Raw genomic sequence first — 26,225 nt, 5'->3', positions numbered from 1 at the left:
ATCAAAAATCCAATCAGTGCATGTATTGCAATTGTTTTTATGTAATTAAAGTTTTTCAATTCTATTTGATATAAATTTATAGGTAGAAATAATATTTTTTATTTGTGCTTTTTCAGAAAAATTTTCATCAATGTGTCGGTTAAAAAGAGTCGAAAAAGTTTTTCTTGTCGTTTCATTTTCAATTAACAAAATCAATGCTTCCGCCAACTCACTCGGTGATGATGGATTGACCAATACTCCATTAATTTGGTTGCTAACAACAGTTTCACACTCACCCACTTTAGTAGCTATGACCGCTAAATTTGTCAATCCATACTCCAACAAAGCTATGGGCAGACCTTCAGATTTTGAAGATAACACACCGATGTCACACTGGCTTAAAATATGGTATACATCGGGGTTACTATCATATAAGAAAACAGATTCTATCAAACTCAGTTCATCTATCTTATTTTTTACCATTTTTGAATACCCATCATTGAAATTTTTACCAACACAATGTAAAGTCCAATCAGGATATTTGATATGTACCTCCTTAAAAGCTTCAATAAGCGTCATATGGTCTTTTTGGGGCCTCAAATTAGCCAGACAAACAATCCGCTTACCTGAAATTCCATGCAGTTTGGTTTCGGTTAATGTTTTGTTTAAGATGGCAAAATTTGGCAAATAGGATACATTTTGAAACTTTAACCTTTGTTTTGCCCAAAATTCCAAGTTTTTATTTACACTAAAAATATGGGAAAAATATTTTGAGCATAATTTCAAAACGGTATGTTTTCTTTCATTTAAAAACTCACTATTCCCATAATGGTCATGCCATACAATGTTTATTTTTCTATTTAATAATTTTATTAAGGTTGCTAAAAAAAAAGAGGTTGAGTGTGCATGAATAATTTGGACTCTTTTATTCTTAACAAAAGCATTTAGCTGTCTAATTGACCCAATGTCAATAGTTTGTTTTTTATCTAAAAATAAATAATCAACATTTTTCAAAATATCATTTTTCAACAGTCCTTCTTCTCGAGTTGCACATAATGCTGAATAACCTATTTCATTTGACAAAGCATTGGCAATATTTACAGCAACCCGCTCTGCACCACCTGTTTGTAAAGAATCTATTAGCTGTAAAACCCTCATTTATGCTTCAGTAATTTGGAAACTTCAGTTTCAAAAGTGTTCAAAGTATAGTTTTGGGACCACTTTGAGGCTAATTTAGACATTTCTATCAGTTCTTCCTCTTTGCCCAAATATGATACGATTTTATCTACAGCATCAACCAAATTCGGTTCAATTAAAATACCCCTTTTTCCAAAATCCAACATCCATGGAACACATGAAATTGAAGTGGTAATAGGAATTGTTCCATAGAACATAGATTCAGCCACGGCTTTGGGCCAACCTTCAGATTTTGATGGCAATATCAAAAAATAGGCGTTTTTTAGAGCTTGTTTTACCACTTGTTTGTTTTGATTGCCATGGAACGTAACGAAATCCTTTAGATTATTATGGTTTATGTAACTCTCCAATTCTGGCCTTAAAACCCCATCGCCAAAAATATCCAAGCTTACTTTTTTTCCTTTTTTTTGAAGATTTTCAACGATTTGAATAGTTAACAACGGCCGTTTCCCTTCAACCAAAGTCCCGATAAAAACAAATTGTAATGTTTCGGAATAATCGCGAACTTCGGGGAATTCAATTTCATCTTTTTTGAAACTTGCCGTAAAAAACTGTTTGATATTTTTGGTTTGGTTTTTCCATGTTCCATAGACCAAAACCGACATATTTTTAGTAAGAAACGTGTTAGAAAGTAGCCATTTTTGAAGTTTATAGCTAAAAGGTTGCTTTGCCTTTGGATCCCAATTTCCGGCATATTTGGCTGTTTTGACTTTCTTTGGAAAAAATATTTGCACCAATCCGCCCAACAAACCAATGTTGCCTGGGCAGCGCAAATGGATGTGGTCGGCATTTTTTGAAGCTCTGTATATGGCCATCAAAATAATTGGAAGTTTACAAAATGAACGGATTGCATTCTTAAAATCGGTAAACTGAATGGCCGGAATTTCAGAAAACTGGATATTACTATGCCTATAATCCAAATCAATGGCCGTTTTTTCTTCCTGAGTTTTTGGAGCAACAATAAACACTTCATCAACATATTTTAACCACAAGTTCATTTCCCGAACATAAGGAGCATATGCGGAAATATTTTCCCCTTTTAATTTATGCTCAACATGTGTGATGATTAAGAATTTCATAATTCTTCTAAATGTTTTCTCCAGCCAGAATTAAAATTCTGTTTAAATAATTTTCAGGATGTAGATATTTTCTGCTCCACTCAAAATTATTTTTTCCCATTTCAAGATATTTCTTTCCTTCCAAAAGAAATTCTATTTTTCCTGGAATTTCTTCATACGATGAACGCGATGACAATTTTTCGTAATTTACATGTTCCTCAAAGTTTTCTATACAAACATTTAAAGGGGTTGAAATAATGGCCTTTCCGTACAATGCATATTCACCAATTTTCCAGCCCGGTGTGTTTTTTAAGCCATCGTCAGCAATACCAATATTGTAAACCGATAGTTTTTTTAGATAGCTTTTTTTATCGGATTCATCAGGCGAAAGCACCAAATCTGGGGCCATTTTATTCGATAAACTATCACCGTACAATCCTACCGATGCATTTTTGAATTCCTTTTTTACAATCCTACAAGCCTTTATCCTGAATTCATTTTGAAGACTTCTGCGTTCTTTCTCATCTTCGTCCGGGTGGTTGTCTGGGTTCCATAATCTGGTGTAATAAATAATATTTCCTCCATAATCTGATATTGTTTTTGGATAATTCCTAATATCCAAGGTGCCATGTCCTGAATTGGTAAATAAGCCAAAAACGTCCAAAGCTCTGCCAACTTCCGTTTTATTAAACTTTTGGAATAGCAAATCTTTGTTCAATTTCATTAAAAGAAGATGACTTTTGTAAGCCATTGGCACGTTAAAATTCAAAGGGAATACGTTGTTCTTTTTATCCTTTTCCAACAGCGAACGTTTAAAATAAAAATCGAAATTATTTGGTAAATCGATGAACTTGGTGTCGTCCGAATAATCAAAAAAGATCGCTTTATTGTTAACCGTCAACAACGCTGCGTTATGCTTTAGATTAGAATTATGAGCAATATTCACATCCATTTTATTGGCTCTGCAATAATAAAAATATGCGTACACCAAATGCGTTAAATGATGTGTCCATATTGATAGTTCTAATTTCATGTTCATTGATTAAATAATCATTTTTTTGCAATAAAAAATATTGTGGAGCCTTCGTATTGATTAAAAATAGCCTTGACAACATTTTTATAAAAATTCAAGGATTTATACTGAACATAAGGAAACTTTTTGATTTTCACTTTGCAATTGGTAAAGTTATTAAGCTCAAAAATTTTCTGAATACTTTGCTTGGTAAAAAAATTTAAGTGAATTGGCGGGGCATCTTGGTAAAGGCTGTCTTTTTCTCTATCTGGATAATTATGTATTTTGTTATAATTTGGTGTTGAAAGGATTATTTTTCCATTTTTATTCAATTTGGCATAAGCAAGTTCAATAAACTTTTTCAAATCTTGCAAATGCTCAATGACTTCCCATAACAAGATAACATCAAAGGATTCCTCAATTTTTTCCATGGCCTTGAAGTCGGCGTTTATGGTGTTCAAACCCAATGCTCTTGATTTTTCGAAGGCTTCTTTGTCAATTTCAATTCCCAAGTATTTAATTTGGCTATTTTCATTTCTCAAGTAAGCTCCCATTAGGCCAATACCGCTTCCAATTTCCAGAACAGAACTGCACCCCGAGTTTAAAACATGCTTTTTTAAAATCTTGGCCCTATTGTGCCCTATTTTAATTTTTTTGTTTTCGAGCAGCATACTATATTCATCAACGGCATAACTGCTATATTTGGCATTGGCATTATTATATAGTTTGTCATAAAGACTGACCAGCTCATCTTGGGTGAAAAATTTCAAACAAAAAATTAGCTTACAATTGTTGCATTCACCCAAGTTGAATTTTTCGTTAATCAGTTGGACTTCGCTATTGCATATTTTACATGTTGTGCCCATCTGCTTTCTATTTTTTTGTTTTTGGCGCATTAAATACTACACTTATTAATCCTGTAATTCTACCAAAACTTTCGGTAAATGCCGCTTTTTTGTCCTTGGTGGTTAAAGTATTGGTCAATCTAATAGCAGTCAATAAAATAGCCGTGGCATACCATTTAAACTTTTCCTTAAAGGTTGGTTTTGGGTATTTAACCCGCCACACATACCAACCATTTCTTACTACCATTTTTCCGTATTTAAACTTATTTGGCCGCCCATCTTCATCATGGTAATGATTTAATTTTGCCGAAGTGTTTACGTAAAGCTTGCCCATTTTTGAGAGGCGCAAACTAAAATCGGTATCTTCATAAAGTCCGTAGCCATCGAAATAGGTTGAAAATGAAAGTTTATCGAACACTTCCTTTTTGTAAGACGAAACACCTCCCATAATTTGCTCAACCTCATAAATTTTACCTGAGGGTGGCAAAAAGCCAATACTTCTGCCATGGGCAAATGTTGGCAAAAAACCCGGTGGTGTATCTGGCAATAAACCAAACTTTCTCCTTAATTTAAAACGAGAAGGTTCGTTGCGCATCCAACCGTCAAAATAAAATTTGGACGGATTGTTTCTATTATTGCTCAATTGCCATTCAACTTCATTTTTAATATAGCCTCCAACTGCGAGAGCATCATTTTTGACTTTATAGGTTTCTAAGAGATTTTCAAAATAATTCTTTTCCAAAACTATGTCATCATCTAAAAAACAAACAATATCAATATTTTTACCTACTCTTTCTATACCATAATTTCGTTGTTTTGTCAATCCTCTATTAGCTTTTTCAACTTTAAAATATTTCAAGTTTTTGAAAAGGTGAGTCTTTAATGATAGCTCAGTTTCATCATCAGTAGAACCATCAACAATTATAATTTCATTAGGGCACAAGGTTTGTTCATTCACTGAATTCAGCAAATTATGCAAAGCCTTTGGCCTCATGTATGTGCATACCACTAATGAAAAATTCATCTTTATTTATCTATCATTTGATTTGCCCAATAAACACTCTGTCTCCATTGTTTTTTGAAGGTTTTGTAGTATTTAAATGGATTTTTTATTGATTGAACTAAATAAAACTTAAAAAACAAAACCATTTTATACCCCTTTAATTGCTTCTTTGTTTGATGCATCAGCTTATAAAATGTAATAGTTGGTGATGGTTTTGGCTTGTCTCCATATTTAGCCCAAATATGTTCGTGAGGTTTTCTAAACCCACCAATTGGGGCTTTTAAATGTTCGATTTCAGGTTCGTGCAAATATATTATATCAATGCCTTTTTTACGAAGTTGCATGCCAAAATCGGCATCCTCACCAAAACCAAATTCATAATTCATGTCAAAAGTTAAATTTTTAAGACATTCTGATTTAACAATACTACATCCTGAACCAAAAGTACTCCACTGAATTGGCTTTAAGTGAGTTTTCTTGTCCTTTTTTTGTAAGCAACTTAAGGTCACGGCGTCAAATTGATGTCGCCTCATCTTATATAATGAAACTTCGATGAAATTTGTCGGGAATCTAATATCATCATCAGCGAAAAAAACATAATCTGAAATCACTTCTTTTAAAGCCAAATTTCGCGCGTTACAGGCTCCCGTTTGATGAATAAATTTGTGAACTATTTTAAACGGCCAAGTTTTATTTGAAATAAAATTCAATTCAGTTGTGCTATTCTCATCTTCATTTTGTTCAATTATAATAACCTGTTGTGGCAATAAGGTTTGTTTCTCCAAATCCAAAAGAACATCGTGCAAAAATGCTTTCCTTCCCAATGTAGGTATAATGACATCGATAGTTATATTATCAATATTTTGACTTTGTTTTTCCAAGGGTTGTAAATCAAAATTTGATGAAAACTTATGCTTTTTTACAAGGATGGTTCTAATGAAAGTCAAAATAGGAAATCGCTTTTCAAAAACCATAAAATTTAATGGGAATAATAAACTCCAAATACCTTTGTAATGTTGTTTTACAAACATAAAAAGTTGAACTGTTGAAGCTTTTGGCAGATTAAAACCAATATTATTTTCCAACAATAGTTTTGGTTCAGAATAACAAAACAATCCGTTGGGCATACCGAGTTTAGCCATGGAATTCAACACAAAATCGAAAGGCAAATTTAACTTGACTTTGTTTTCAAATTTTAATAGTTGGGATGCATGTATTGCGCCAACATTACTGCTCATCAACCAGGTTGGGTATTTTACTTTTTTGTTTACTTTTAAAAAAGGGGAATCTTCAACATAACCAATTTGCTCTGGTAAATATTGGTGATTACTAAAAGAGAGCATCATGTTTTTTAGGTAAAACGATGCCTTGACTCCTTCAATATTTATGTTTTCTTTTTGGGAAGTGTGTGCCCAAATTAAAATGCGCTCTTGGTAATTTTTTGCAAGATCAAGCAAGGCTTTGGCTGGATTTTTAACATCAATACTGATAGGTTTATTATTGTTTAAATCAACAATATCGACAACCTTTTCTCCAGTATGCGTTAAAAGAATCATTCGCCTAAAATAGATTTATAATATTCTATGTTGATGCTTGCATTCTTTTTAATATCAAAAAGCTTTTCAACTTTTTGTCGGGCCTCTTTTCCAATTTGTAAACTTAAGTTTTCATCATTGAATAGTTGCAAAATCCTTTCAGCATATAAATCAATGTTTGTTGGATGTACTAAATACCCATTTACACCATCGTCAATCAATTCTTGTGCCCATCCTATACTTGTATTGACCACTGGTTTTTGCATTGCCATAGATTCTATAGTGACCATGCCCAGCGTTTCTGCAAAAGAAGGAAAGGTACAAACATGAACCTGTTTTATATGTTCTTTAACTTCTCCGTATGGAATTTTACCCAAGAAACTAACATTATTTTTTGCTTCCTTAGAAAAAATCTGTTCGATTAATTTGTAAGTCGATTTTGCTCCTGTTTTAATATCTGGAGCATCATTTCCTATTAAAATAAGTTTACTTTCGGGTTTGGATTCAACTATCTTGTTGAAAATTTCAGCCAACTCGAAAACGCCTTTTTTTCTTATGATTGTACCAATGTATAGGATTGTATTTTTATTGTAAATCTCTGGGGTATGATTTTCAAAATTTTCTAGTTGCAAACCGTAATGGATGGCTTTAATCTTCTTTTTATTAAGTCCGAAAATTTTTCTAGTTTCTTCACCTGCGTAGGTTGTAGGCGCTATATAGGCAGATGCTTTTTTTATGGCCATTTTTTCAAACATGAAATTTTTAAACTTCTGCTTCCTATGCTCTAATTTGCAGAAATAAGCATCACTACCATGAAAACGGATGACCAATGGCACATTAAATTTCATAAAGGCTGTTATACCAGTCCAGTCTGGTGCTTCTAGAATATAAATATCCTCTTGTTTAACAACTGAATTTATATAACGTTGCAACTGCAAACGATAATGATACCAGGTTAAAAATCGATAACTTCTTTTAGCTATTAAATGAATTTTAACACCTTCATCCTCAGCAAAAGCGTCTTCGTTTTGATGGTAAACAAAAACAGTAACCCCAACACCTTTTCCCACCAATGCAATAGCCAAGTTTTTGATGCTCGTGCCAATGCCTGCGGCATGATTTACCTTTGGGTGAGGATACTCAGATGTTATAAAACCTACATTCATTCTAATATCTTGCTAATAGCCCTCCAAATATTCTCGGAGGCTTTTGTTGGCGTTTTTCCAACTACAATATCATACCATGTTTTACACTCATCCACATTGGACAGTTTTCCATCCAAAATTTGCTCAACCAAACTTTCCAAATCGTTTTTATCGGTACAAAAAACCACTGCTTTATCACTTGGCATGCTCCTAAAGTGGACATATTTATAATTTTGCCCGATATCTCGAATGCCCTTTTTTAGCTGGGGTTGCTCATAATTGTAATAGATACAAGGTTTGTTGTGAGCCACAAAATCAAACACCGTTGAAGAGCAAACGTTGGTAACAAACTCACTATGTTCGCATACATTATACAGCATCTTAAAATCTTCTGGCGTTGGCAAAACATGGTTCCACATAGTACCAACTTGCTTCCAAATGGGGTCTAAAACAGCTATAATATCTTTATTGGCTTCAACTACCTCATCATACCTTGAAGTAAAATCAACAGGGCATTTCCTATATATGATGCCCAGATTTTTGCCTTTATTGTTCAGACTTCTAACGGCTTTAGCTAAATCCTCCAAATAAAATTGGTCGAGGGGTGAAGTCGTTTCATCATCACCTGAAAAACAAATGTATTTCTTATTGACATCTAAATTATATTCTTCAAAAAATTCTTCCCTGTTTTGTTTTAATGATTCGTTGTAATGTGGTTCAAATTGTGGTGTACCCGTTACGAAAACCTGATTTTCCTTTATAAACGGATAATATTGAAGCACTTGGTCTTTCATTAAATCGCTCCAAACACAGTAATAATCCGTTTCAACTACTTGCATGGCTTTGGGTACGTTATCCCAAGAATACACAAAAGCCACCGTTGGAATACCTAAATCTTGAGCAGCCAAAAGTGCACTAATGGACTGTGTAGCACGTTGTGTGGTACAAAAAATCAAATCGGGTATGTGCTGTTGCAATTGCGATTTGCAATAGTTGTATTTTGACGTGGAACGCTCTAATTTATTTATTTTTTTCCGAAGTTTTTCAATACCTCTTTCCGAAGAATGCAAACCAATTAACCATTTGGCATACAAACTTTTAATTATGTTTTTCAACCCTTTGTAATTGAATGGAAATTTATAAGTTGGGTAAACGTCGTCATTAAATTTGTCTCTCGACACATTTAATTCGGCACGCTTTCTTGCCCTAGAATAAATGGGCAATAGGGGATGTGCGGAATGGTCCTCAATCTTGAGTTCCTTAAATCCCATACTATCCTTCAATGAAAAAATAGTGTTGTTCCAATAAGTGATATCGAATCCCATTTTTTCACCAATAGCCTTAAAATCTGTAAAAGCAAAGTTGCGTAAACCAACACCATCTGGAAAAAAAACGAACACTTTTTTCTTCATTTACTGTTACTTTTAAATGGGCAAACGGCCATTAAATTATCACAAATCCCCTCTAAAACCTCTTTTTTTGGAAGCGTTTCTTTACTACTAAAAAGGTTTTCAAGTGTTTTTAAATCCATTTTCGAATCTTCGATTTCTGGTTTGTATGCAAGCATTGAAACCGACTCAAAATAATCCTGATACTTAATGTCATCACCAAACACATCATCTGAAAATTTTTGCCAAACAGCCGGAATTCCATAGGCATGTGCCACAATAATCCCGTGCAAAGATGAGGATACTATTTTTTCACATTTCAAGAATTCAATGGTCTTTTCTTCAATATTATTGGTCAACATATCAATAAGCAGAATATCCTTTTCATTGGCATAAAAATCTTCTATCCTATTAAAATCGCGGTAATGCGGAATAACCCCAAACTTATATTTCTTTTCAATTTTCGGGTTGTAATACTTTGGTAAAAGCAGTCCCGGGTCACCATAAATTTCAGGAACATCGTAACCTTGGCTTAACAAGTGTTTTCTGGTCTGCGGCCCACGAACAGCCAAAAATTGTGCTTTTTTTATGGGGTATTCTTTTGAAATAATACCACTTCCCCAAACAATGCATTTATGGTTCACATTTGCCAAAATACTACCAATGGTAACATAAATGGGTGCAAAAAAATCATAAATGGAAAACTTTTTAGGCCAACTGAAAACGACCTCTTTAGCAGATATTTTTTCAACAAGATACTTACCAAGTACATCGCCATAATTTTCTTTGGCCTTGCCCTGAATCTTAACTTCGTTCCACCAAAATAATCTAATTTTATTGGCTGAAAACATTACACTTTCTGGTTTTTTAGCTTGCTTCGTTGTACCTGTTCAATAGGTAAAATATCCTGATTTTTAAATTGAAGTGCCTTGTAAACCGCATTTACATCCCTTGAAAGTTTTCTTAAACCCATGGGTTCTAAAGAAGCGGCATGGTCTGTCCCTTTCCAAGTTCTATCAATGGTATAGTGCCGCTCAATTATGTTTGCGCCCAAAGTATAGGCTGCTACATCAACTGCAATTCCCAAATGATGCCCAGAAAATCCAATATGTTTAACATCATTTTGGTACTTTTCAAGAAGTAAATTGATATCCAACAAACAAACATCCTCAAAAGGCACAGGGTAACCAGAGGTGCAATTGTAAAGCACCAAATCTTTGTTTCTCCCATACTTTTTGAAAAGATTTACCAAATCGTCAATCTCATCTTTGGTGGTCATACCTGTAGAAATATGTATATCACCTTTGTAATGCAGACACAACCACTGTAACATCTTCTTATTATTGTTGCAAGCCGATGGAATTTTAATAAACTCTGGGTTAAGTGAAGCTATTTCCTTTGCAGATGTCAAATCCCAAACTGAAGTGGAATAGGCTATTCCTATTTCTTCGCAATAATCTTTAAGTTCTTTATGTTGATTGACATCAAACTCCAAATATTCCCTGTGGGCACCATAAGTATCACCATAGGAATTTACTGGATTTGGATGCGGTTGGTTGTATTGCTCTTCGGTCAATAGCTCTTTATTGTTGCGCTTTTGGAATTTTACTGCATCAACATTACAGAATATTTTTGCCACTTTTATGAGTTCTTTGGCAATCTCCATTTCACCTTTATGGTTGCAACCAATTTCTGCAATAATATAGGGCTTTTTGTAAGTATTCATTAGATTTTTTGGGGTTATTGAAATCTTTTGTTATAATTCAAAATAAACTGACAAGCTTCTCTAATCGCTCCAGCACCGGAGTTTTTAGACAGCACAATATCAGCATGTTGCTTTACTATATCGGTAGCATTATTTGGTGTTAAAGACCAACCAACGCTGCAAATATTGGTCAAATCATTCACATCATCACCAATGTATGCCATGTTATTTAAACTTGTATTTTTATTTTGAGCAATGTGCTTCAGTAATGTGTATTTATCTTTTACGCCGAGAAAAACGTCTTCTATTTTCAATTTTTCCATACGTTTGGCTACCAATTCTGAATTCTCTGAAGTCATCACCATAACCTTTACACCATGTTCCCTAATGATTTCAAGCCCCATCCCATCACGCATATCGAAGCTTTTAGTATGCTCGCCATCCTCATTATAGGTTATTGTTCCGTCAGTAAAAACTCCATCAACATCTAAAACCAAATGGGTTATTTTTTCTGGACTTTTTTTACGTTTTTGACGCTCCATCAATAAATTTTCAACCACTATCCAATCGGTTTCTGAATCTATTTCGTATAAAGATTCTTCGGACATTTCCACTACAGCTACCTTATTGCCCAATCGGTTTTTCGAGCTTATCAAACTCTCCTTGGCTGTGGCATAAACGGCCCCGTTTTCAATAAGCAGGCCTTCAAAATCTTGTCTGCGCGGTCTATTTTTTGGATTGTAGTTAATAGGCTTTCCTGATTTATCCCATAAAAAACGGTGGGTGTTTACAACGGTCAATGCAGAATCAAAATCACCATTTAACCTTTCCAAACAGATATTTATATCTTCTTTTTTTGTGAATGGTGATGTGGCTTGCAACAAACAAAACACATCAAAATTATAATTCATCGATTCACAAAATTCAATCATTGCCATTTCGGTTGAAGCTGAATCACTAGCACTCTCTGCGCTTCTCAACAATGGCTTTACTTTGCCTGTCCAATGGTATTCTTTTTTAATGAATTCAATAATCCCCTCATCATCAGTATACACAAAAATTTCGTCAAGATTTGAAAAAATTGCTTCACCCAAAACCCAAGTAAACAAAGGCCGACCGACCATTTTACGTTTGTTTTTGTTTGGAATGCCTTTAGAACCCTTTCTAAGTGGAATAAAGCCTATTTTTTTCATTTAAAATAAAGTTTACTTTGTTAGATTATATATAGATTGCTTTTTCCACTCACAATAATCCTGTATTTCATAGTCATACTTTCTGAAAATTGCTTCTAATTCTGATTTAGAGTAATCACTTAACCAACCATTTTTATCTCTTGATAGGTTGATAATATCTGAACAACAATAAGATATCACAACCTGTTTTATATTATTACCGCTTAATTGATTAAAAACGCTATCTATATTGTAAACATATTCTAAAACACCACTGAAAACAACCACATCAAATATAGATAAATCAAACGATATGGGCTTATTTAAATCGCAAACTAAAGTGTCATTAAAACGTTTTATGATATCGGAAGGCGTATAGCTTTTGTAGTTCTTTAGGTAGTTTTTTAAAAACATGTTACCAGCGCCAAACTCTAAAATATCACAATGGGGCCTAATAAAATCTCCCAAAATAGCGGTTCTTTCATTCCAAGATTCATGAAGTTCATTATTATTTTTCCACCTGTTATGGTCTGAGGTTTTAGTTTTAATGAGTTGTTTATGAGCTTTTTCTCTTTTTTCAATAAGTCTTTTGTTTCTCTGGTTGTTAAAAATACTTTTAACCTTATTGATAATTTTTTTTAAGTAATTGCCCATCAATACTTAGTTTAACGATTCATTGTATAAATCCACCACTTTATTTTTGATGAAATTTAATTCATATTTAGGTTTAACATCTTTCTGGTTAATTTCAAAAGATTGCTCTAACAATTTATCGTTGGAAATAGCCTTAAAAATTAACGATTCTATCTCTAGGTTATCTTCAGGGTTTTCTATTAAAAATCCATTTTCATTATTTTTTATCAACTCGGAAGAGACCCCGCCTGGGTTAGATTGGATGGGGAATGCCCCCATCACAATGGCCTCAATCAATGTATTGGGAATGCCATCGGAAACACTATTGCCTATGTAAATAAGTGATTTCCCCATGAGTTTCATAATCTCATTTTGCGGTAAAAACTTTTCTTTTTCAAAATATTCAATATTCAAAATTGTTTCTTTTTTTAACATTTCAATATAATGTACCACTTCTATATCAGCCGAAAAAACTACAACTTTATTACCTTTAATTTTATCCTCAAGTTTTTTAATGGCATATAATACCTGTAAACAACGACCCAATTCTCCTTGATAACCTTTAATTGATATAATTTTACGCTCTTTAATTGGTTTAACTATATCATTATCAAAAAGATTGAAATCATAACCTCCACCACCCGGAAAAACACCTAAAAATCTTCCTTTAAACCCATAATTTTCTGCAATTTTATAATCCCTATGGCAATCTGAAATAAAATAATCAACCCTTTTGAGTACTCTCCTTACTTGAATTTCCAAAAGATTAACCGAATTTAAATAAAACATATCGCTTCCCCATGAAGAATATATCCATTTTATGTGTTTGTTTTTTTCTAATATGTCTATTATGGGAACGCAAGAAATTTGCATGGCGAAACTATGAACCGCATTTGGATTGACTTCTTGAAGGTATTTTTCAAAAACCTCAACTGTTTTACGCTCATTAAAACGTTGAATAAATTGGTATAGCTTAGGAAATGATTTCTTTAAAAAAGTTCTTCCAGGGTATTTATATTTTAATTTCCAACCCACCTTTTGCTGTACCCAATCTAGCTTATCTACATAACCGCTCATCCCTAAAATATCAAACCAAAAAACCTCATGGCCAGCATCCTTAAGTTGGTCAGTCCAACGAAAAAAATGCAAGGTGGGCATCGATACCATTAAAATTTTCATAAAGCTCGATATATGGTTAAAACAATGATTCCCTTTTGGCGGTTAAAGGAATATTGATAGGGGTTGTTGCGATATTTCTTTATGATTTCCTCCAAAATCAAGTTATTGATCACTTCCATGGATAAAAATGGAATACTTTTCTTCCCAAACCATCTTTTAAGTTTGTTCTTGATTTTCTCCAAAACAGAAAAATCTGATATTGTTAATTGAACTGTTTCATTTTCAAAATTATCCAGTTGTGCCAAAAATGCCTGCAATTGCAAATTTGAAGATTGCAAATGAAATTGATGATTAGGCCAAAAAAGTTTTTCGTAATCTTTTGGGTTTGGCATTTTTCCCCATTCTGAAAACCGATTTGCTTGAGTTCTCTTTGTTTCTTGTGTTTGCACCATATAAGCGTGGTTGATACGTTCCAACTGAGAATGAAACGGATGTGAGCTATTTTTACTTCTATAAGCTTTAGGGTGCCATTGATGCTTCACTAAAATTTCTCGATTATAAAAATGAACCGTCAACCCTTTATTTTTCATTCGGATGTGGATATCGGTATCTTCAGCTCCCCAACCGTGATAAAACTCGTCGTAACCATTTAGTTCTTTGAGCACATCTGTTGGAAATAATGTAGTACCCGTTACTTCATCGGTACCTTTAAATTCAACAGTGTAATCATCAAATCCTTTTGTTTTAAAAGATTCATTTTTAGATAAAAACCCATATTGAAAATAATATACTTCCTCTGGTTTTGCCAAATTTTGAGCCTTTTTTATGAAATCTTGATGAAAAACCAAATCGATATCCCCAACAAAAAAATAAGGCGTTTCACATTGTTTTAGAGCAATATTTATGGCGCGACATTTATTCCATAATTGCCCTGAAACGGGACAGCCAATAAATTGAATTTTTGGATGATTGGGCAGAATTTCCTTTAGCTTAACAACATAATCATCATCTGAACCATAATCAACCAATACACAGCTAAAATCTTGAACAGATTGCTTCTTTAAAGAATTCAAACAATTCCTTACGATTCTTAAATCGCGATTTCTATTGGTTAAAACTAAGGTTATCATTTATACTTTTATGTGTCGATTAGAACAATTTTAAAGATTTGAATAATGAGTAAAAATAGAATTTTATAAACGCAAACTTGTTTTTTTCTTTATGAATGATTGTGAAAACCAACATTAAACCCTTTATATATTGCTTTTCTCTATTGTAAGCAGCCATCAAGGAAATTTTGGTTTGTTGTATGCTTTGTCGTGTGATTTTCCTTTTGTGGGAGAACTTTTGGTCTAAGGCCACATGCTTCAAAATACTTAAATTAACCTTTTCAATGTCACTTATTTTCTTTCTCAGTTTCGCGGAAACTCCTATTTCCATTCTATATACAGCTGTTACATCATCTAAAAAATGAATTTTACCTCCATTTTTTAATACCCACAAATAAGTGGGCCAATCTCCATAGGGAAAATTTAAAATCCAATTGGGCAAAGGGTCTTTTTTAGGAATATTTCTGAACATTGCCGTTACTGAGGGAATTAAGTTACTAAAAATCAAATCGTCAAATCCATAAACCGATTTCTCTCTGTGCTTTTTATCTTCAACCAATCGGTTATCCTTGTAAAGCTTAAAATAATTTGAACCGACAATATGATAATCTGGATTATTTTCTAAAAAATCTATTTGCTTTTGCAACTTATATTCATCAATCCAATAATCATCACCGTCACAAATGGCAATGTATTCACCATCGCATGCTTTAATGGTGCGCATATAGTTGGCTATGAGGCCAATGTTTCTATCCAATTCGGGAAGCAACTTTATTTTTGAAGTATATTTTTTTTGATAATCTTGGCAAATCTTTCTGGTGTTATCTGTGCTGCAGTCCTCACCGATAACCAGCTGATAATTAAAGTTAGTTTTTTGCATCAAAACACCCTCAATAGCCTGCGATATGTAAGCTTCTTGATTGTAGGTGAGCATGAAAATGCTGACTTTGATTGCTGACATCATTTCCAATTAACCAACTTTTTTAAAAATTTCATCAAAATTCCTATAAACCAATGCCTTTTGTTCTTTTAGGTATTCTTCGGCTTTTAGGTAATCCCAGTTTTTTAATTTTTCATCTATTGTTCCTAAATCATTAAAGTCAATACAGCCGTGACCAATTTCAGGACACCATGTTTTAAAATAGGAATCTGCCTTTTTTATTTTTTTGTTCAAAGAAAAAAACGGGACACCATAACTTTGAGCCGTTAAGGCACCGTGTAAACTCGTGCCCATATAAGCCTTGGCATTGGAAATGAGCCACATAATATCAAAAATGTTATTTGGCATCACGAATTGAAAGTTTGACGAATACTTCTCCATCTTCATCAGCTCTACATCATCTTCATGTTTAAGCGCCAAACCAATTGGGCATAATATAATTTTTGCTTCATGTATTCTGGCTAGCTCTTCTATCAACAAAGCAGTTTCCTTAAAATTTTCTGGCGATTTATTATATCCAAATTGAACGAAAAAGTATTTTTCAGGAATAGAATCAGGGTTTAAATTTATCTTTTTTTCGAGCTCTTCCACTGGATAGAAGTCTGACATTATTACGGCAGAATCGGGCGACAAAATCGAACTTATCCCAAATTCTTTTAATGACTTTAATGTCCTATTATCCCTTACTGAAATGTGACATGAAGACTTCAGCCTATCCACTATTTTTACATTAAAATCGGAAGGGTTATTTTTATTGAACGTTCCGCCAACTCCATTATAAACAATTTGAACCTGCTTGGAAGATTCAAATTCAAAAGTTCCGGGTGTGAACGGAAGCAACACATTTTTTTTTTGCAATAGTGCATCCGTTATTTTTAACCTAGCATTTACTCTTCTGATGAATTTGTACTTCATTAACCTAACAAACAAAGGACTGATATAGGAATATAATGTTTCCCAATCTGCAAAAAAAACGTCACCTCCACCAACAACAACAGTACCTCCCATTTTTTTTAGGTTCTGATGTAATTCCCCATAAGAATTGGTAGGGTAGCCACCAAAGTAACTCAAATTACTTTTTACAATGCCGTAATAATATATTTTTGAATCGATTTTTTTCTTTTTCGCAACTTCACCAAATACAATAGCAAATAACAAATCTCCATAATTAACCCTATCTGAAGCTGACAAAAAATGTATTTTATTGAGGTCTTTCATTTACAGCTGGTGCAGGGTTAATAATTTTTTGTTTCCAAATAAGGGTCTATTTTTAAACTTCAAGGCTCGTTTTTCAACTAAATGCCATGACAAATATCCAAAGATAATTGATAGCAATAACGACCAAAGCATTAATTGATACACATTCAGTTTATAAAAGTACACCAGTGTTTGTTGTACGGGAAAACTATAAATATAAATGCCGTAGCTCATATCTCCTATTTTGCCAAAAGTACTGAAAAATGGCAACGGCATAAATCCAACAGATAAAACTATAATAGGCAGAACAATATGTTTTACCATATCATAAACATTAAAATAAATTGAACCCGAAATAATTATAATAGCTAAAGGGGCAAGCCAAGTTTTAAATATCTTTTCGAAATTTAATGCTGCCAAAAGGCTCCCACAAACAAAAAATGTACCCAAATCGAGTATTTCATAACCGTTCATTCCAAAAATAGATGAACCTGCAAATCTGTACAGAAAACCGTTGTAAATAATCAACAGACTAGCAAAACAAAGCGCTAGTGACAAAACTTGTACCTTTTGATGTTTTCTAAAAACAAACAACAGAGATAAAGCAATGTATAATGAAAACTCATACCTTATGGTCCATAATGATCCGTTAATGGAATGATAAGGATTATCATCAAAAATCCCATTAACAACAGGTTGAAAGCCATAAAGAGACAAATTATATGGCAGGTATGTAATAACATCTTTGTTTTTTATGAAAGGGACACTACTTTCATATACAATTGGCGCAAATATTAGAGTCAAAATCAAAACAACAAAAAGCGCCGGAAAAAGCCGAAGAAACCTTTTCTTGTAATAATTAAAAAGGCTGCTACTACGCTGAAGGCTCTGAAAAATGAAATATCCGCTAATTATAAAAAAACCATCTAGACCCAATCGAGCCAGCACAATTTGTCCGTTACTGATTTGATAAATCCATTGGGATGATTCACTAGCTCCTGATAAAGGGTAAGAATGTGATATAACCACAAAAACGGCAAAAAGAAATCTTAAAAAGTCAAAGTTATTTTTTTTTGTCATTATACTAGCTCTTCAACTCAAAATTTTTTTGGCTTATTGAATAAAAATTTAATGGTATATAAAAAGCGTAATATGATGAACCAAAGGTCAACAAAAAAATCTTTAACCAATCTTATCGATGACATTATAAAGCCTTTGGATGCACTGAAAAAGCCAACATCTTGGTGCCAAAGTTGATAATTGCCAATCAAATCATTTTTAAACCGAAAGAAGATTTGTTTTTTGTTACGTTTTATTTGATAGCAAAAAATGGATTCGACAAAATCAATATCATAACCAGCTTTTAAAACCCGAACCGTCCATTCCTTATCTTCAAACGTTGCCACATCACCACGAAATGGATATTTCTCCCAAACCGATTTTCTGAATGCCGATCCCGAAAAAATTAATCCTGATTTATTGGGGTCTTTTTTTGCTGAAACTTGGTTAATAAAGTTTCTATAATCATTTGGACTATGCAAACACCTCAACCCTGCCAAGTTTGGGTTTTTATCAAATTTCATTTTAATGAGTTTAAAAAAATCGTGGCTCACTGGGTAAGAATGCGCGCTAAACATAACAACATAAGGAAAATTTGTTTGCTGTGCGGCAAAGTTGGCACTGCCACCATAACTGAAGTTTTTTATAGTAATAAATTTAGCACCGTATTGATTTGAGAACGCTTCACTTCTATCGGTAGACAAATTATCAATGACCAAAATTTCACCAATGTCATCTGCATATCTTTCAGTAAGGTTTTTTAAAAGAAAGCCCAGTGCCTTATCTTGGTTTTTATTTCTAATGACTACCGATATCACTGTACCTACCTATTTTTTAGCTTTTTGATTGGGTTAATTATTGCTTTTCCTAACTTGAATTCTTTTGATGACTCCAATTTATTATTCTTATTTTGGTAAAGATTCAAGAGATAGAACATATATTTTATGGTATTTTCAAAATTATCTTTGTAAATCTCTTTATGCTTATTGAAAACATATTCCATGTTGGAAATTCTATGGTTTTGAAGCGTATCAAGCAACATAGACTTCTTGGATTTTCTATAAAAAAACAAAAATTCTTCGACCACTTTAAAATTCCAATTTCGTTTAAGAATGGATATCCAAAACTCCCAATCTTCGAATCCATTTTTCATAGTTTCATCATAACCTCCTGCGAGTTCCCAGCATGATTTTCTATACAAAGATGTTGCTATAATATTGTTTTCAAACATCAATGCGCGATAGGTCGAGCCTGAAGGTTTTAATTCATGAACAATATTCGTTTTGTTATCTACAAAAAACTTACTGTAACAAGTTACGATAGCTGAAGAATTGTCGTTTTCCAATTCTGGAACTAATTTCTCTAGGAATTTCTCATGGATAAAATCATCGGCATCTAAAGGCAAAATAAATTCACCTTGGCTGACTTTTATTCCAGCATTTCTGGCGCTACTTAATCCGCCATTATGCTTTTCAATATATTTAAATCTTCTGTCTTTTTTAATCCAATTTCCAGCAACTTCTTTTGTGTTATCGGGGCTTCCATCGTTTACTATTATACATTCCCAATTAGCATAAGTTTGGTTTAAAACCGATTGCAAAGCCTCTCCCAAAAAATGGGCTTGATTGTAGCACGGAACTATTATTGAAATTAGTTTATTCATTTTAAAATTTATTTAAAAGACCTAGTTTAACTAATAACTTTATAGTTCTAGAAGACCTTAAATTGTTTAAAGTTTTTCTGTATGCTATCACATCTTCTAAATCTTGGGCATAAACGGTGTAATCTTTTAAAACTTCTTTCTTTTCGCTTTGCTTTAAAATTCTATTTTCAGGATTAGAACTCATGCCCCCTATGTAGAAAGTTGACAAAGGTTTACTTACATACTTGTATGAGACATTGAATTTACAAATAGCATCTAAAAAAAATTTCCAGTCTGAAACAATTTTAAAGTCTTCTTTATACATTCCGATTTTCTGAAAAACCTCTCTTTTTATAAATGTTGCAGGATGTGGCAGCGTATCTTCCATAAAATATGAAAACGAAAGTGTATCAGGATATTCTTTAATAAAAGTCTTATTGTTTTCAATTACTTGAAGGTTAAAGAAAGTAATATTATCATCTCCCAAAAATTGAATATTTTCCTTTAAAACATCATTATCAAAAAAATGGTCACCGCTATTTAAAAACAACAAATATTCTCCGTTTGCAGCTTTTATGCCTTTGTTCATGGCTTGGTAAACGCCATTATCGGGTTCGCTTATGTAATAATCAAAGTTATTTTTATTGTTTTCAATAAATTCGGCACTACCATCAGTTGAAGCACCATCTATAACCAAATATTCAAACTCGTTATAAGTTTGGTTCTTAATACTATCAACTGTTTTTTTCAATCCTTCAAGATTGTTGTAATTAACGGTTATTATGGAAATTTTTGGTTTCAAAAAATTTAATTTTAAGCCTTTTTTTCTTCGTTGTTTAAGCCTCTCATAAAATCATCAACATCAAAAAAATGCTTCTCAACAAGGTTCAATTCTTCCCTGCCAAAGTTCCACCACTTCAACTCGAGTAATTTATTGATTGTTTCTTCATCAAATCTGTATTTAATTACCCTAATTGGATTACCAACAGCAATAGCATAAGGAGGTATGTCTTTTGAAACGACCGCCCCTGCACCTATAATAGCCCCATCACTAATTGTAACGCCATCCAAGACAGTAACATTCATTCCAATAAAAACATCATTCCCAATGGTGATGGGTTTGAACTCATCAAATTTATTGGCAGAAGATAAAGACAATCCATTCTGCTGGGCAGTTGAATAAAACATGGGGTGCGTTGAAACACCATGAATTGGATGAATACCTCTTCCAGCCATAAAATTGGCACCAATGGAACAAAACTTCCCAATTATTGTATTGTTTAGCACCGAATTCTCTGATATATAAGTGCAGTTGCCTATTACGCTATTTGTCAATCTTGATGGAGCATACACTTTAACGTTATTGCCCAAATACGTTTTTGACCGAACTATTTGTTGGCTATATTTAAGAGTTTTCTTTAATTCCGGAAAAAACAAAAACACAGCATTTCGAACTTTTTGCTTGAGTATTTTATTGAAGCTTTTTTTTGTTGGTTTTTTTAATGCCTTGTAAAAATTTTTGATTAGTGTAGTAGCTTGGTTGTTTTCCTCTAAATCAATTGGTTGAATCTTAATATGCTTAGCCAATTTTCCAATGGTAAATTCCTTGTGCCCACCATTGTGCATCCCAGAATTGTCGAAACCAATATTTTCTACTAAAGATTTATTAGGGTAAAGGGTATAACCATCTCTTAACAAAACGGATGCATGCCATTTTATAAACCATGTATTTAACTTTCCTGAAATATTGTTAGCTAATTGGCTGCTTAAATAGTCATCACCAAACTTATCAAATTCTTGTAATAGTTTTTTACGTTTTAATTCATTCCACAAAAAAATCGAATCGTTTGAAAAATGCTTCCAAGCCTTTTCCCAGGTAGCCCAACCCCAACATAACGGTACGTTAAAAAAGAAGGTTTCCGGCAACTCTTCCTTGTTTGGGTACATATAGCCAGAAATGTGCATCACATTATCATTACTTTCATAGAATTCCAAAGCATCATTCATATATTTTAAAAATCCTGGGGAAGTTTCTATGTCATCTTCCAAAACAACAATCCGACCATGTTTTTCAACAACTTCTGTAACACCTTCAATTATAGACCTTGCCAAACCCTTATTTTTTTCACTTACGAGAACGGATACATTTTTGAACCTATTTTCTTTTTTGGCTATTTCAACAACTTCGCTAATCTTATTTAAATCGGTTGAATTAGGTTTTGGCCCATCACAAAATATGTACAAATCACTTTCTGCCGCTTCAGGATTTAATACCAATGCATCTAAAGTCCTACGGGTGTGTGAAGGTCTATTATAAGCAAAAAGTGCAATGGGAGCCAAACTCATGCCGGTGGATTTCTGTTTATAAATAAAAATGGAAACAATTGTTGCCTCAATCTCACAATGGGAAAATATTTAATGCTCAACGTTGAAAACAAAAATTTCATATTATTCAAAAATAGGAAGTTCCAATAGAAAATGGCCTGAATCAACCCAATATCTTGCTTATATTTTATAAGCCATATGATTTTTAAGGTCTCATCGGCGTAATTTTTTTTAATCCCGTTTTTGTCCATCCAGAAAAATAAGGTTTCATACATTTTTATGGTGTAAGTTTTGTACAAATCTTTTCTGTTAAAAACATTATTGTCATGAACCCCTCTAATAGCAACTGGTGTGTTGAGCAAGCCAGTTTTTAATTGACATTTTAGGGCCATTCTCCAAAAAAGCTCTGTGTCTTCACCCACCTTCAGTCTTTCGTTGAAAAGCCCACTTTTATTAAAAACCTTTTTTTTCACCGTTAAACCGTTAACATGAAAATGCCCTAATTCACCAGAAAATAAAGCTTTAAAAAGTTCTGTTGGTTTAATGGCTTTTTTAACCATGTTCAACTCAAACGATTTTCGTTCTTCCACGGTTGCATCTCTGTAAAAATGGTAGCCAACTGCGTTGTAAATACCGTCTATATTTGTATCTAAAGCCAACTTTTCTTTGTCAGCTTGAAATCTGTTTTCTAAATAGAAATCATCGGCATCCAAAAAGGCAATATAGTTTTCCGTTGCTTTTTCTATGCCTAAATTTCGGCTTGCCGAACGCCCTTTATTTTGATTGTTTTTGTGATGAAAAACTTTAATTTTGGGATTGTTGCTTTTAAGCTCTTCAAGTATAATTTGGGTATCATCAGTACTACCATCATCTACAACTATAACTTCTGTAACCTCTGGCTGATTTAAAGCCGATAAAATAGCTTTTTCAATAAATTGTTCTCCGTTGTAAACAGGTATAATTACTGAAACAGAAAACTCCATAAGCTGAATAAAATTTATGATTAAAACTTATTGATTAAACCAAGCTTGACCAACAATTGTATTTTTTTTGATTTTCGTAGCCCTCTAATGACTCTTTCAAGTTTAAATTTATCTTTAAGGTCGTTCATCAGTATTGGAAACTCTTCATCTAAAACCAATTCTCTTTCTTTTTCCATAATTTTTCGACCTTCTGGATTGGTACTTATTCCTCCGTGGTAAAAATTGGTAAAAACGCCATCAACATATTTATAAGTGGCATTGTGTTTTATCAATGCCTTGATAATGAATTTCCAATCTGAAACAATTTTCAACTCTTCATCGTAATAGCCATACTCATCAAACAGTTTCTTTTTTATAAATGTTGATTGGTGTGGGGGTAAATCGTGATGTAAATATGAAAACGATAGGGTTTCCGGCGTCTTTTTTAATTTTACTTCTCCTTCTTGTATTTGATTGATGTTGAAATATACGATATCCTCCCCTGCTAAATGAGTAGCTATATTTGACAACGAATCACTTTCAATAAAATCATCACCGCTATTCAAAAAAAACAAATATTCGCCTTTGGCCATTTTTATGCCTTTGTTCATGGCTGCATATATACCTTTATCCAGTTCGCTTACCCAATAACTGAAACCGGTTTTATTGGCTTCAATAAATTCTTTGCTGCCATCTGTTGAACCTCCATCAATAATAACATGCTCAAAATTGGCAAAATTTTGATTTTGAACGCTTTCTACCGTGCGCTCCAAGCCCGATTTATCGTTATAATTTACCGTTATTATTGATACCAGCATTTCCAGAAGCTTTTTAATTAATCTTAGAAATATCTTTTAAAGCACGTATTATTCGTTCTGTGGATTTCCCATCCAATTTGTAAGTGGTGTTTAGTACTAATTCATCAATATCACCTAAATTATCTTCAGCTTCAGAACTTGATTTGGCTATAATATCTCTCAAGTTGCCAGCCTTCCCTATCACCTTTTCATAATTTCTGTACTTGAGCAGAAAATCATAATATTGACTATTTCCATCCTCAAACAAATCAAAAGCAATTACTCTTTTGTTAATCATGAGCGCCTCTTCAATAATTGTGGAAGCCCTACTGATTACTATATCAGACGCCGAAATGATATCATAAACTGAATTGTTACTATCATTAGATTTTATTATTCTAACATCATAATCTGCCAATTTTAAATCTTGACTTACCACATCATAGATGTTATCTAGTACATTGTCATACGGATGCATTTTTACTACCAATTGGTAGTCATCAAAATTTATACTAGTGTAAACATTTTTCAAATACTCAATGTAACAAGCCTTTGGGTCTGGCCTATCATCATATTCTGTGTGCATGCAAGTTACTAAAGATATAACTTTTCGATTTTCATCAAGCTTTAAATTTGAATTTGAACTGAATAGATTGTCGTGTAAAGGATTTCCTGTGAGATATACTTTACCTGAACCAAATCCATATTCAAGTAATCTATTAAAAATTAACTTACCAAAAACTATTTGATATTTAGATTTAGAGGACAGTTGCCCCTTTATGTAATCATCTTGATTACCACCATGTTGAATACACACCGTTTTTAAATTTTCACGGTTCAAGAAGTCGATTATTTCTATTCCCAATTTGTGTGCCTTTATGTAAAAAGTATGGTCAAGGCATACAACGTTAACCGATTTTTTGAACTTGATTAGGTTAAATGGAGAACTATCATAATTTACATTTTTGCTCTCGGTAATTTTCTTGGAAAGTTTTGAATCGAACGCTAAATTTTGTTTAGCAAAAAACAGCGAAACTTTTATCTCAGGATTATTTTCCAAAATATAGTTTAACAACGGCGTAAAAATTCTGATTTCCGTTTTGGATGTGATTATAAAATTAATATATAACCCTTTTGTATTTTTTGCATCCTTAAAAAAAACCTTTTCCTTAAAGTAATTGGTCAAATTCTTTTTAGTAATTGGAAAATAATTTTCAATTACCTGATATTTTGACAAAAACAACGCTGATATTTTCTTTTTAAGATAACTCAATTTTTGTTGCTAAGGTTTTCCAAAAAATTTCTAAACTCTAGGAATGATTTATCGTTGGGCAATTGGTAATTCTCATTTATTCGATCCAGTTTTATCTTCCTTATATCATTATCAACAATCGCTAGTTCTTTTAACCCGAGCATAGCCAACAAACCTTCAATTTTATATGTGTTAGATTTTAGGAAAAATGTTGGCACATAATTCATCAAACCAAAAATTCCTATGTGATATCTACCCGTAATTAATACATCAAAATGATTGATTAAGTTACCTATGTTTTGATAATCAACTCCATCTTCATATGAAATTGTTTGGACTCCTATTTTATTTAACTCACTAGCTATCTGTATCTCCTTTTCTTCAATTTTAAGATAATATGGCTGAAAACCTAAAGCCTTGATATCATTTATTTGCTTTTTAATGGATAGCAAAGAAATTCCATCTTTTTGATTGGGATAAACACCTAAAACTCCAACGGTATATAAACATTTTTTTTCGGGCGGATTACCTTGTTCTAGCAAAATATTTTTGTTGAAGTCGTCATTCTGGTTAATGTTAGCTCTAAAAGCAAAATCGGGAATTATAGATACATCAATATTTTTTGACTTAAGATAGTTGTATGATGAAGTTTCCCTAACACTGATGAAATCAACAACTCCCATTACTTTTTTGGTAATTTCATCATGCATTTCCTGATAACTTCCATTAACCAAAGCCACAACTTTACCAATATGTTTAGAATAATAACCAATTGCCAAAAGAGTTAGACCTCCCATGGAATTATGATGAATGGTACCTTCCATGTTGATTAAAACTAAATCAGCTCTTTTAATGCTGTTTTTAGTTTCCTCAGATATATTCTGTAGGGCACACTGCTCCCATAATTTCAAATCAATTACTTTTCTGTTTTTTAATACTTTAAATTTTCTCAGAACTTTTAAAAGTAATTTATTGGATTGCTTGTATAAACCGTGCTTGAAGATGCCATATTCTGTTCCCAACGGCTTAAATTCTATTTGAGAACTTGGCAAGTGTTTTGTTACAAATTTTGAAAGCTCCGTTACTGTGGCGTGACAACCTGGATTTGTTTCTATGCGTGTGTCATTAAAGAAAAGGACTTTCATGCTAAA

25 protein-coding genes are annotated in these 26,225 nt (G+C 32.9%); all 25 read right to left on the bottom strand.

What is annotated here, in order from left to right:
- Positions 1–45 precede the first annotated feature (45 nt).
- Positions 46–1,137 carry a glycosyltransferase gene (locus WJN01_RS07070; RefSeq protein ID WP_445196451.1) on the bottom strand — a complete coding sequence of 364 codons (1,092 nt, stop codon included), beginning with the start codon at positions 1,135–1,137 and terminating at the stop codon, positions 46–48.
- Positions 1,134–2,255, bottom strand: a complete 1,122-nt coding sequence (locus WJN01_RS07065) for a glycosyltransferase family 4 protein (RefSeq protein WP_445196450.1) — start codon at positions 2,253–2,255, stop codon at positions 1,134–1,136. Before WJN01_RS07065 ends, WJN01_RS07070 begins: the two co-directional genes overlap by 4 nt.
- Before the next feature lie 7 nt (positions 2,256–2,262).
- Complete coding sequence (locus WJN01_RS07060; protein WP_445196449.1) at positions 2,263–3,267, bottom strand: hypothetical protein; 1,005 nt, start codon at positions 3,265–3,267, stop codon at positions 2,263–2,265.
- A gap of 17 nt (positions 3,268–3,284) precedes the next feature.
- Entirely contained in the window at positions 3,285–4,016 is a 732-nt protein-coding gene (locus WJN01_RS07055) for a class I SAM-dependent methyltransferase (protein WP_445196448.1), read from the bottom strand.
- A 103-nt stretch (positions 4,017–4,119) separates the two neighbouring features.
- On the bottom strand, positions 4,120–5,115 hold the full coding sequence (locus WJN01_RS07050) for a glycosyltransferase family 2 protein (protein WP_445196447.1): 996 nt from the start codon (positions 5,113–5,115) through the stop codon (positions 4,120–4,122).
- Positions 5,116–5,117: 2 nt separating this feature from the next.
- Positions 5,118–6,650, bottom strand: a complete 1,533-nt coding sequence (locus tag WJN01_RS07045; RefSeq protein WP_445196446.1) for a glycosyltransferase family 2 protein — start codon at positions 6,648–6,650, stop codon at positions 5,118–5,120.
- Positions 6,647–7,795 carry a glycosyltransferase family 4 protein gene (locus WJN01_RS07040; protein WP_445196445.1) on the bottom strand — a complete coding sequence of 383 codons (1,149 nt, stop codon included), beginning with the start codon at positions 7,793–7,795 and terminating at the stop codon, positions 6,647–6,649. Before WJN01_RS07040 ends, WJN01_RS07045 begins: the two co-directional genes overlap by 4 nt.
- Complete coding sequence (locus WJN01_RS07035) at positions 7,792–9,186, bottom strand: CDP-glycerol glycerophosphotransferase family protein (protein ID WP_445196444.1); 1,395 nt, start codon at positions 9,184–9,186, stop codon at positions 7,792–7,794. The genes WJN01_RS07040 and WJN01_RS07035 overlap by 4 nt, the downstream gene beginning before the upstream one ends.
- Entirely contained in the window at positions 9,183–10,013 is an 831-nt protein-coding gene (locus WJN01_RS07030; protein WP_445196443.1) for a polysaccharide pyruvyl transferase family protein, read from the bottom strand. The genes WJN01_RS07035 and WJN01_RS07030 overlap by 4 nt, the downstream gene beginning before the upstream one ends.
- A complete protein-coding gene (locus tag WJN01_RS07025) occupies positions 10,013–10,888 on the bottom strand; it encodes an N-acetylneuraminate synthase family protein (RefSeq protein WP_445196442.1) in 876 nt (291 codons plus the stop codon). The genes WJN01_RS07030 and WJN01_RS07025 overlap by 1 nt, the downstream gene beginning before the upstream one ends.
- Before the next feature lie 14 nt (positions 10,889–10,902).
- Positions 10,903–12,060, bottom strand: a complete 1,158-nt coding sequence (locus WJN01_RS07020; RefSeq protein ID WP_445196441.1) for a cytidylyltransferase domain-containing protein — start codon at positions 12,058–12,060, stop codon at positions 10,903–10,905.
- Between the two features lie 12 nt (positions 12,061–12,072).
- Complete coding sequence (locus WJN01_RS07015; protein WP_445196440.1) at positions 12,073–12,693, bottom strand: class I SAM-dependent methyltransferase; 621 nt, start codon at positions 12,691–12,693, stop codon at positions 12,073–12,075.
- A gap of 6 nt (positions 12,694–12,699) precedes the next feature.
- On the bottom strand, positions 12,700–13,851 hold the full coding sequence (locus WJN01_RS07010) for a glycosyltransferase (protein ID WP_445196439.1): 1,152 nt from the start codon (positions 13,849–13,851) through the stop codon (positions 12,700–12,702).
- Complete coding sequence (locus tag WJN01_RS07005; RefSeq protein WP_445196438.1) at positions 13,848–14,921, bottom strand: glycosyltransferase family 2 protein; 1,074 nt, start codon at positions 14,919–14,921, stop codon at positions 13,848–13,850. The genes WJN01_RS07010 and WJN01_RS07005 overlap by 4 nt, the downstream gene beginning before the upstream one ends.
- Before the next feature lie 19 nt (positions 14,922–14,940).
- Entirely contained in the window at positions 14,941–15,864 is a 924-nt protein-coding gene (locus tag WJN01_RS07000) for a glycosyltransferase (protein WP_445196437.1), read from the bottom strand.
- 6 nt (positions 15,865–15,870) lie between these two features.
- Positions 15,871–17,058 (bottom strand): polysaccharide pyruvyl transferase family protein, encoded by a 1,188-nt coding sequence (locus tag WJN01_RS06995; RefSeq protein WP_445196436.1) that lies wholly within the window; start codon positions 17,056–17,058, stop codon positions 15,871–15,873.
- A complete protein-coding gene (locus WJN01_RS06990; protein WP_445196435.1) occupies positions 17,059–18,117 on the bottom strand; it encodes an acyltransferase family protein in 1,059 nt (352 codons plus the stop codon).
- Between the two features lie 17 nt (positions 18,118–18,134).
- Positions 18,135–18,914 carry a glycosyltransferase family 2 protein gene (locus WJN01_RS06985; RefSeq protein ID WP_445196434.1) on the bottom strand — a complete coding sequence of 260 codons (780 nt, stop codon included), beginning with the start codon at positions 18,912–18,914 and terminating at the stop codon, positions 18,135–18,137.
- A 5-nt stretch (positions 18,915–18,919) separates the two neighbouring features.
- Entirely contained in the window at positions 18,920–19,759 is an 840-nt protein-coding gene (locus WJN01_RS06980; protein ID WP_445196433.1) for a glycosyltransferase family 2 protein, read from the bottom strand.
- 1 nt (position 19,760) lies between these two features.
- Positions 19,761–20,540 (bottom strand): glycosyltransferase family 2 protein, encoded by a 780-nt coding sequence (locus WJN01_RS06975; protein ID WP_445196432.1) that lies wholly within the window; start codon positions 20,538–20,540, stop codon positions 19,761–19,763.
- Positions 20,541–20,551: 11 nt separating this feature from the next.
- Positions 20,552–22,084, bottom strand: a complete 1,533-nt coding sequence (locus tag WJN01_RS06970; protein WP_445196431.1) for a DapH/DapD/GlmU-related protein — start codon at positions 22,082–22,084, stop codon at positions 20,552–20,554.
- The gene (locus tag WJN01_RS06965) at positions 22,081–23,046 is read right to left on the bottom strand and encodes a glycosyltransferase family 2 protein (RefSeq protein ID WP_445196430.1); all 966 of its coding nucleotides are present in this window, start codon (positions 23,044–23,046) and stop codon (positions 22,081–22,083) included. Before WJN01_RS06965 ends, WJN01_RS06970 begins: the two co-directional genes overlap by 4 nt.
- Before the next feature lie 20 nt (positions 23,047–23,066).
- Positions 23,067–23,843 carry a glycosyltransferase family 2 protein gene (locus tag WJN01_RS06960; protein ID WP_445196429.1) on the bottom strand — a complete coding sequence of 259 codons (777 nt, stop codon included), beginning with the start codon at positions 23,841–23,843 and terminating at the stop codon, positions 23,067–23,069.
- A 13-nt stretch (positions 23,844–23,856) separates the two neighbouring features.
- Positions 23,857–25,095: a UDP-N-acetylglucosamine 2-epimerase gene (locus WJN01_RS06955; protein ID WP_445196428.1), complete on the bottom strand. Its 1,239-nt coding sequence runs from the start codon at positions 25,093–25,095 to the stop codon at positions 23,857–23,859.
- Positions 25,092–26,219: a polysaccharide pyruvyl transferase family protein gene (locus tag WJN01_RS06950; RefSeq protein ID WP_445196427.1), complete on the bottom strand. Its 1,128-nt coding sequence runs from the start codon at positions 26,217–26,219 to the stop codon at positions 25,092–25,094. The genes WJN01_RS06955 and WJN01_RS06950 overlap by 4 nt, the downstream gene beginning before the upstream one ends.
- Positions 26,220–26,225: the final 6 nt, after the last annotated feature.

Source organism: Tamlana sedimenti (genome assembly GCF_038148895.1).
In the GTDB taxonomy this organism is placed as follows: domain Bacteria; phylum Bacteroidota; class Bacteroidia; order Flavobacteriales; family Flavobacteriaceae; genus Tamlana.
The sequence above is the reverse complement of the archived record's forward strand: the minus strand, read 5'-3'. Positions and strand labels throughout refer to the sequence as shown.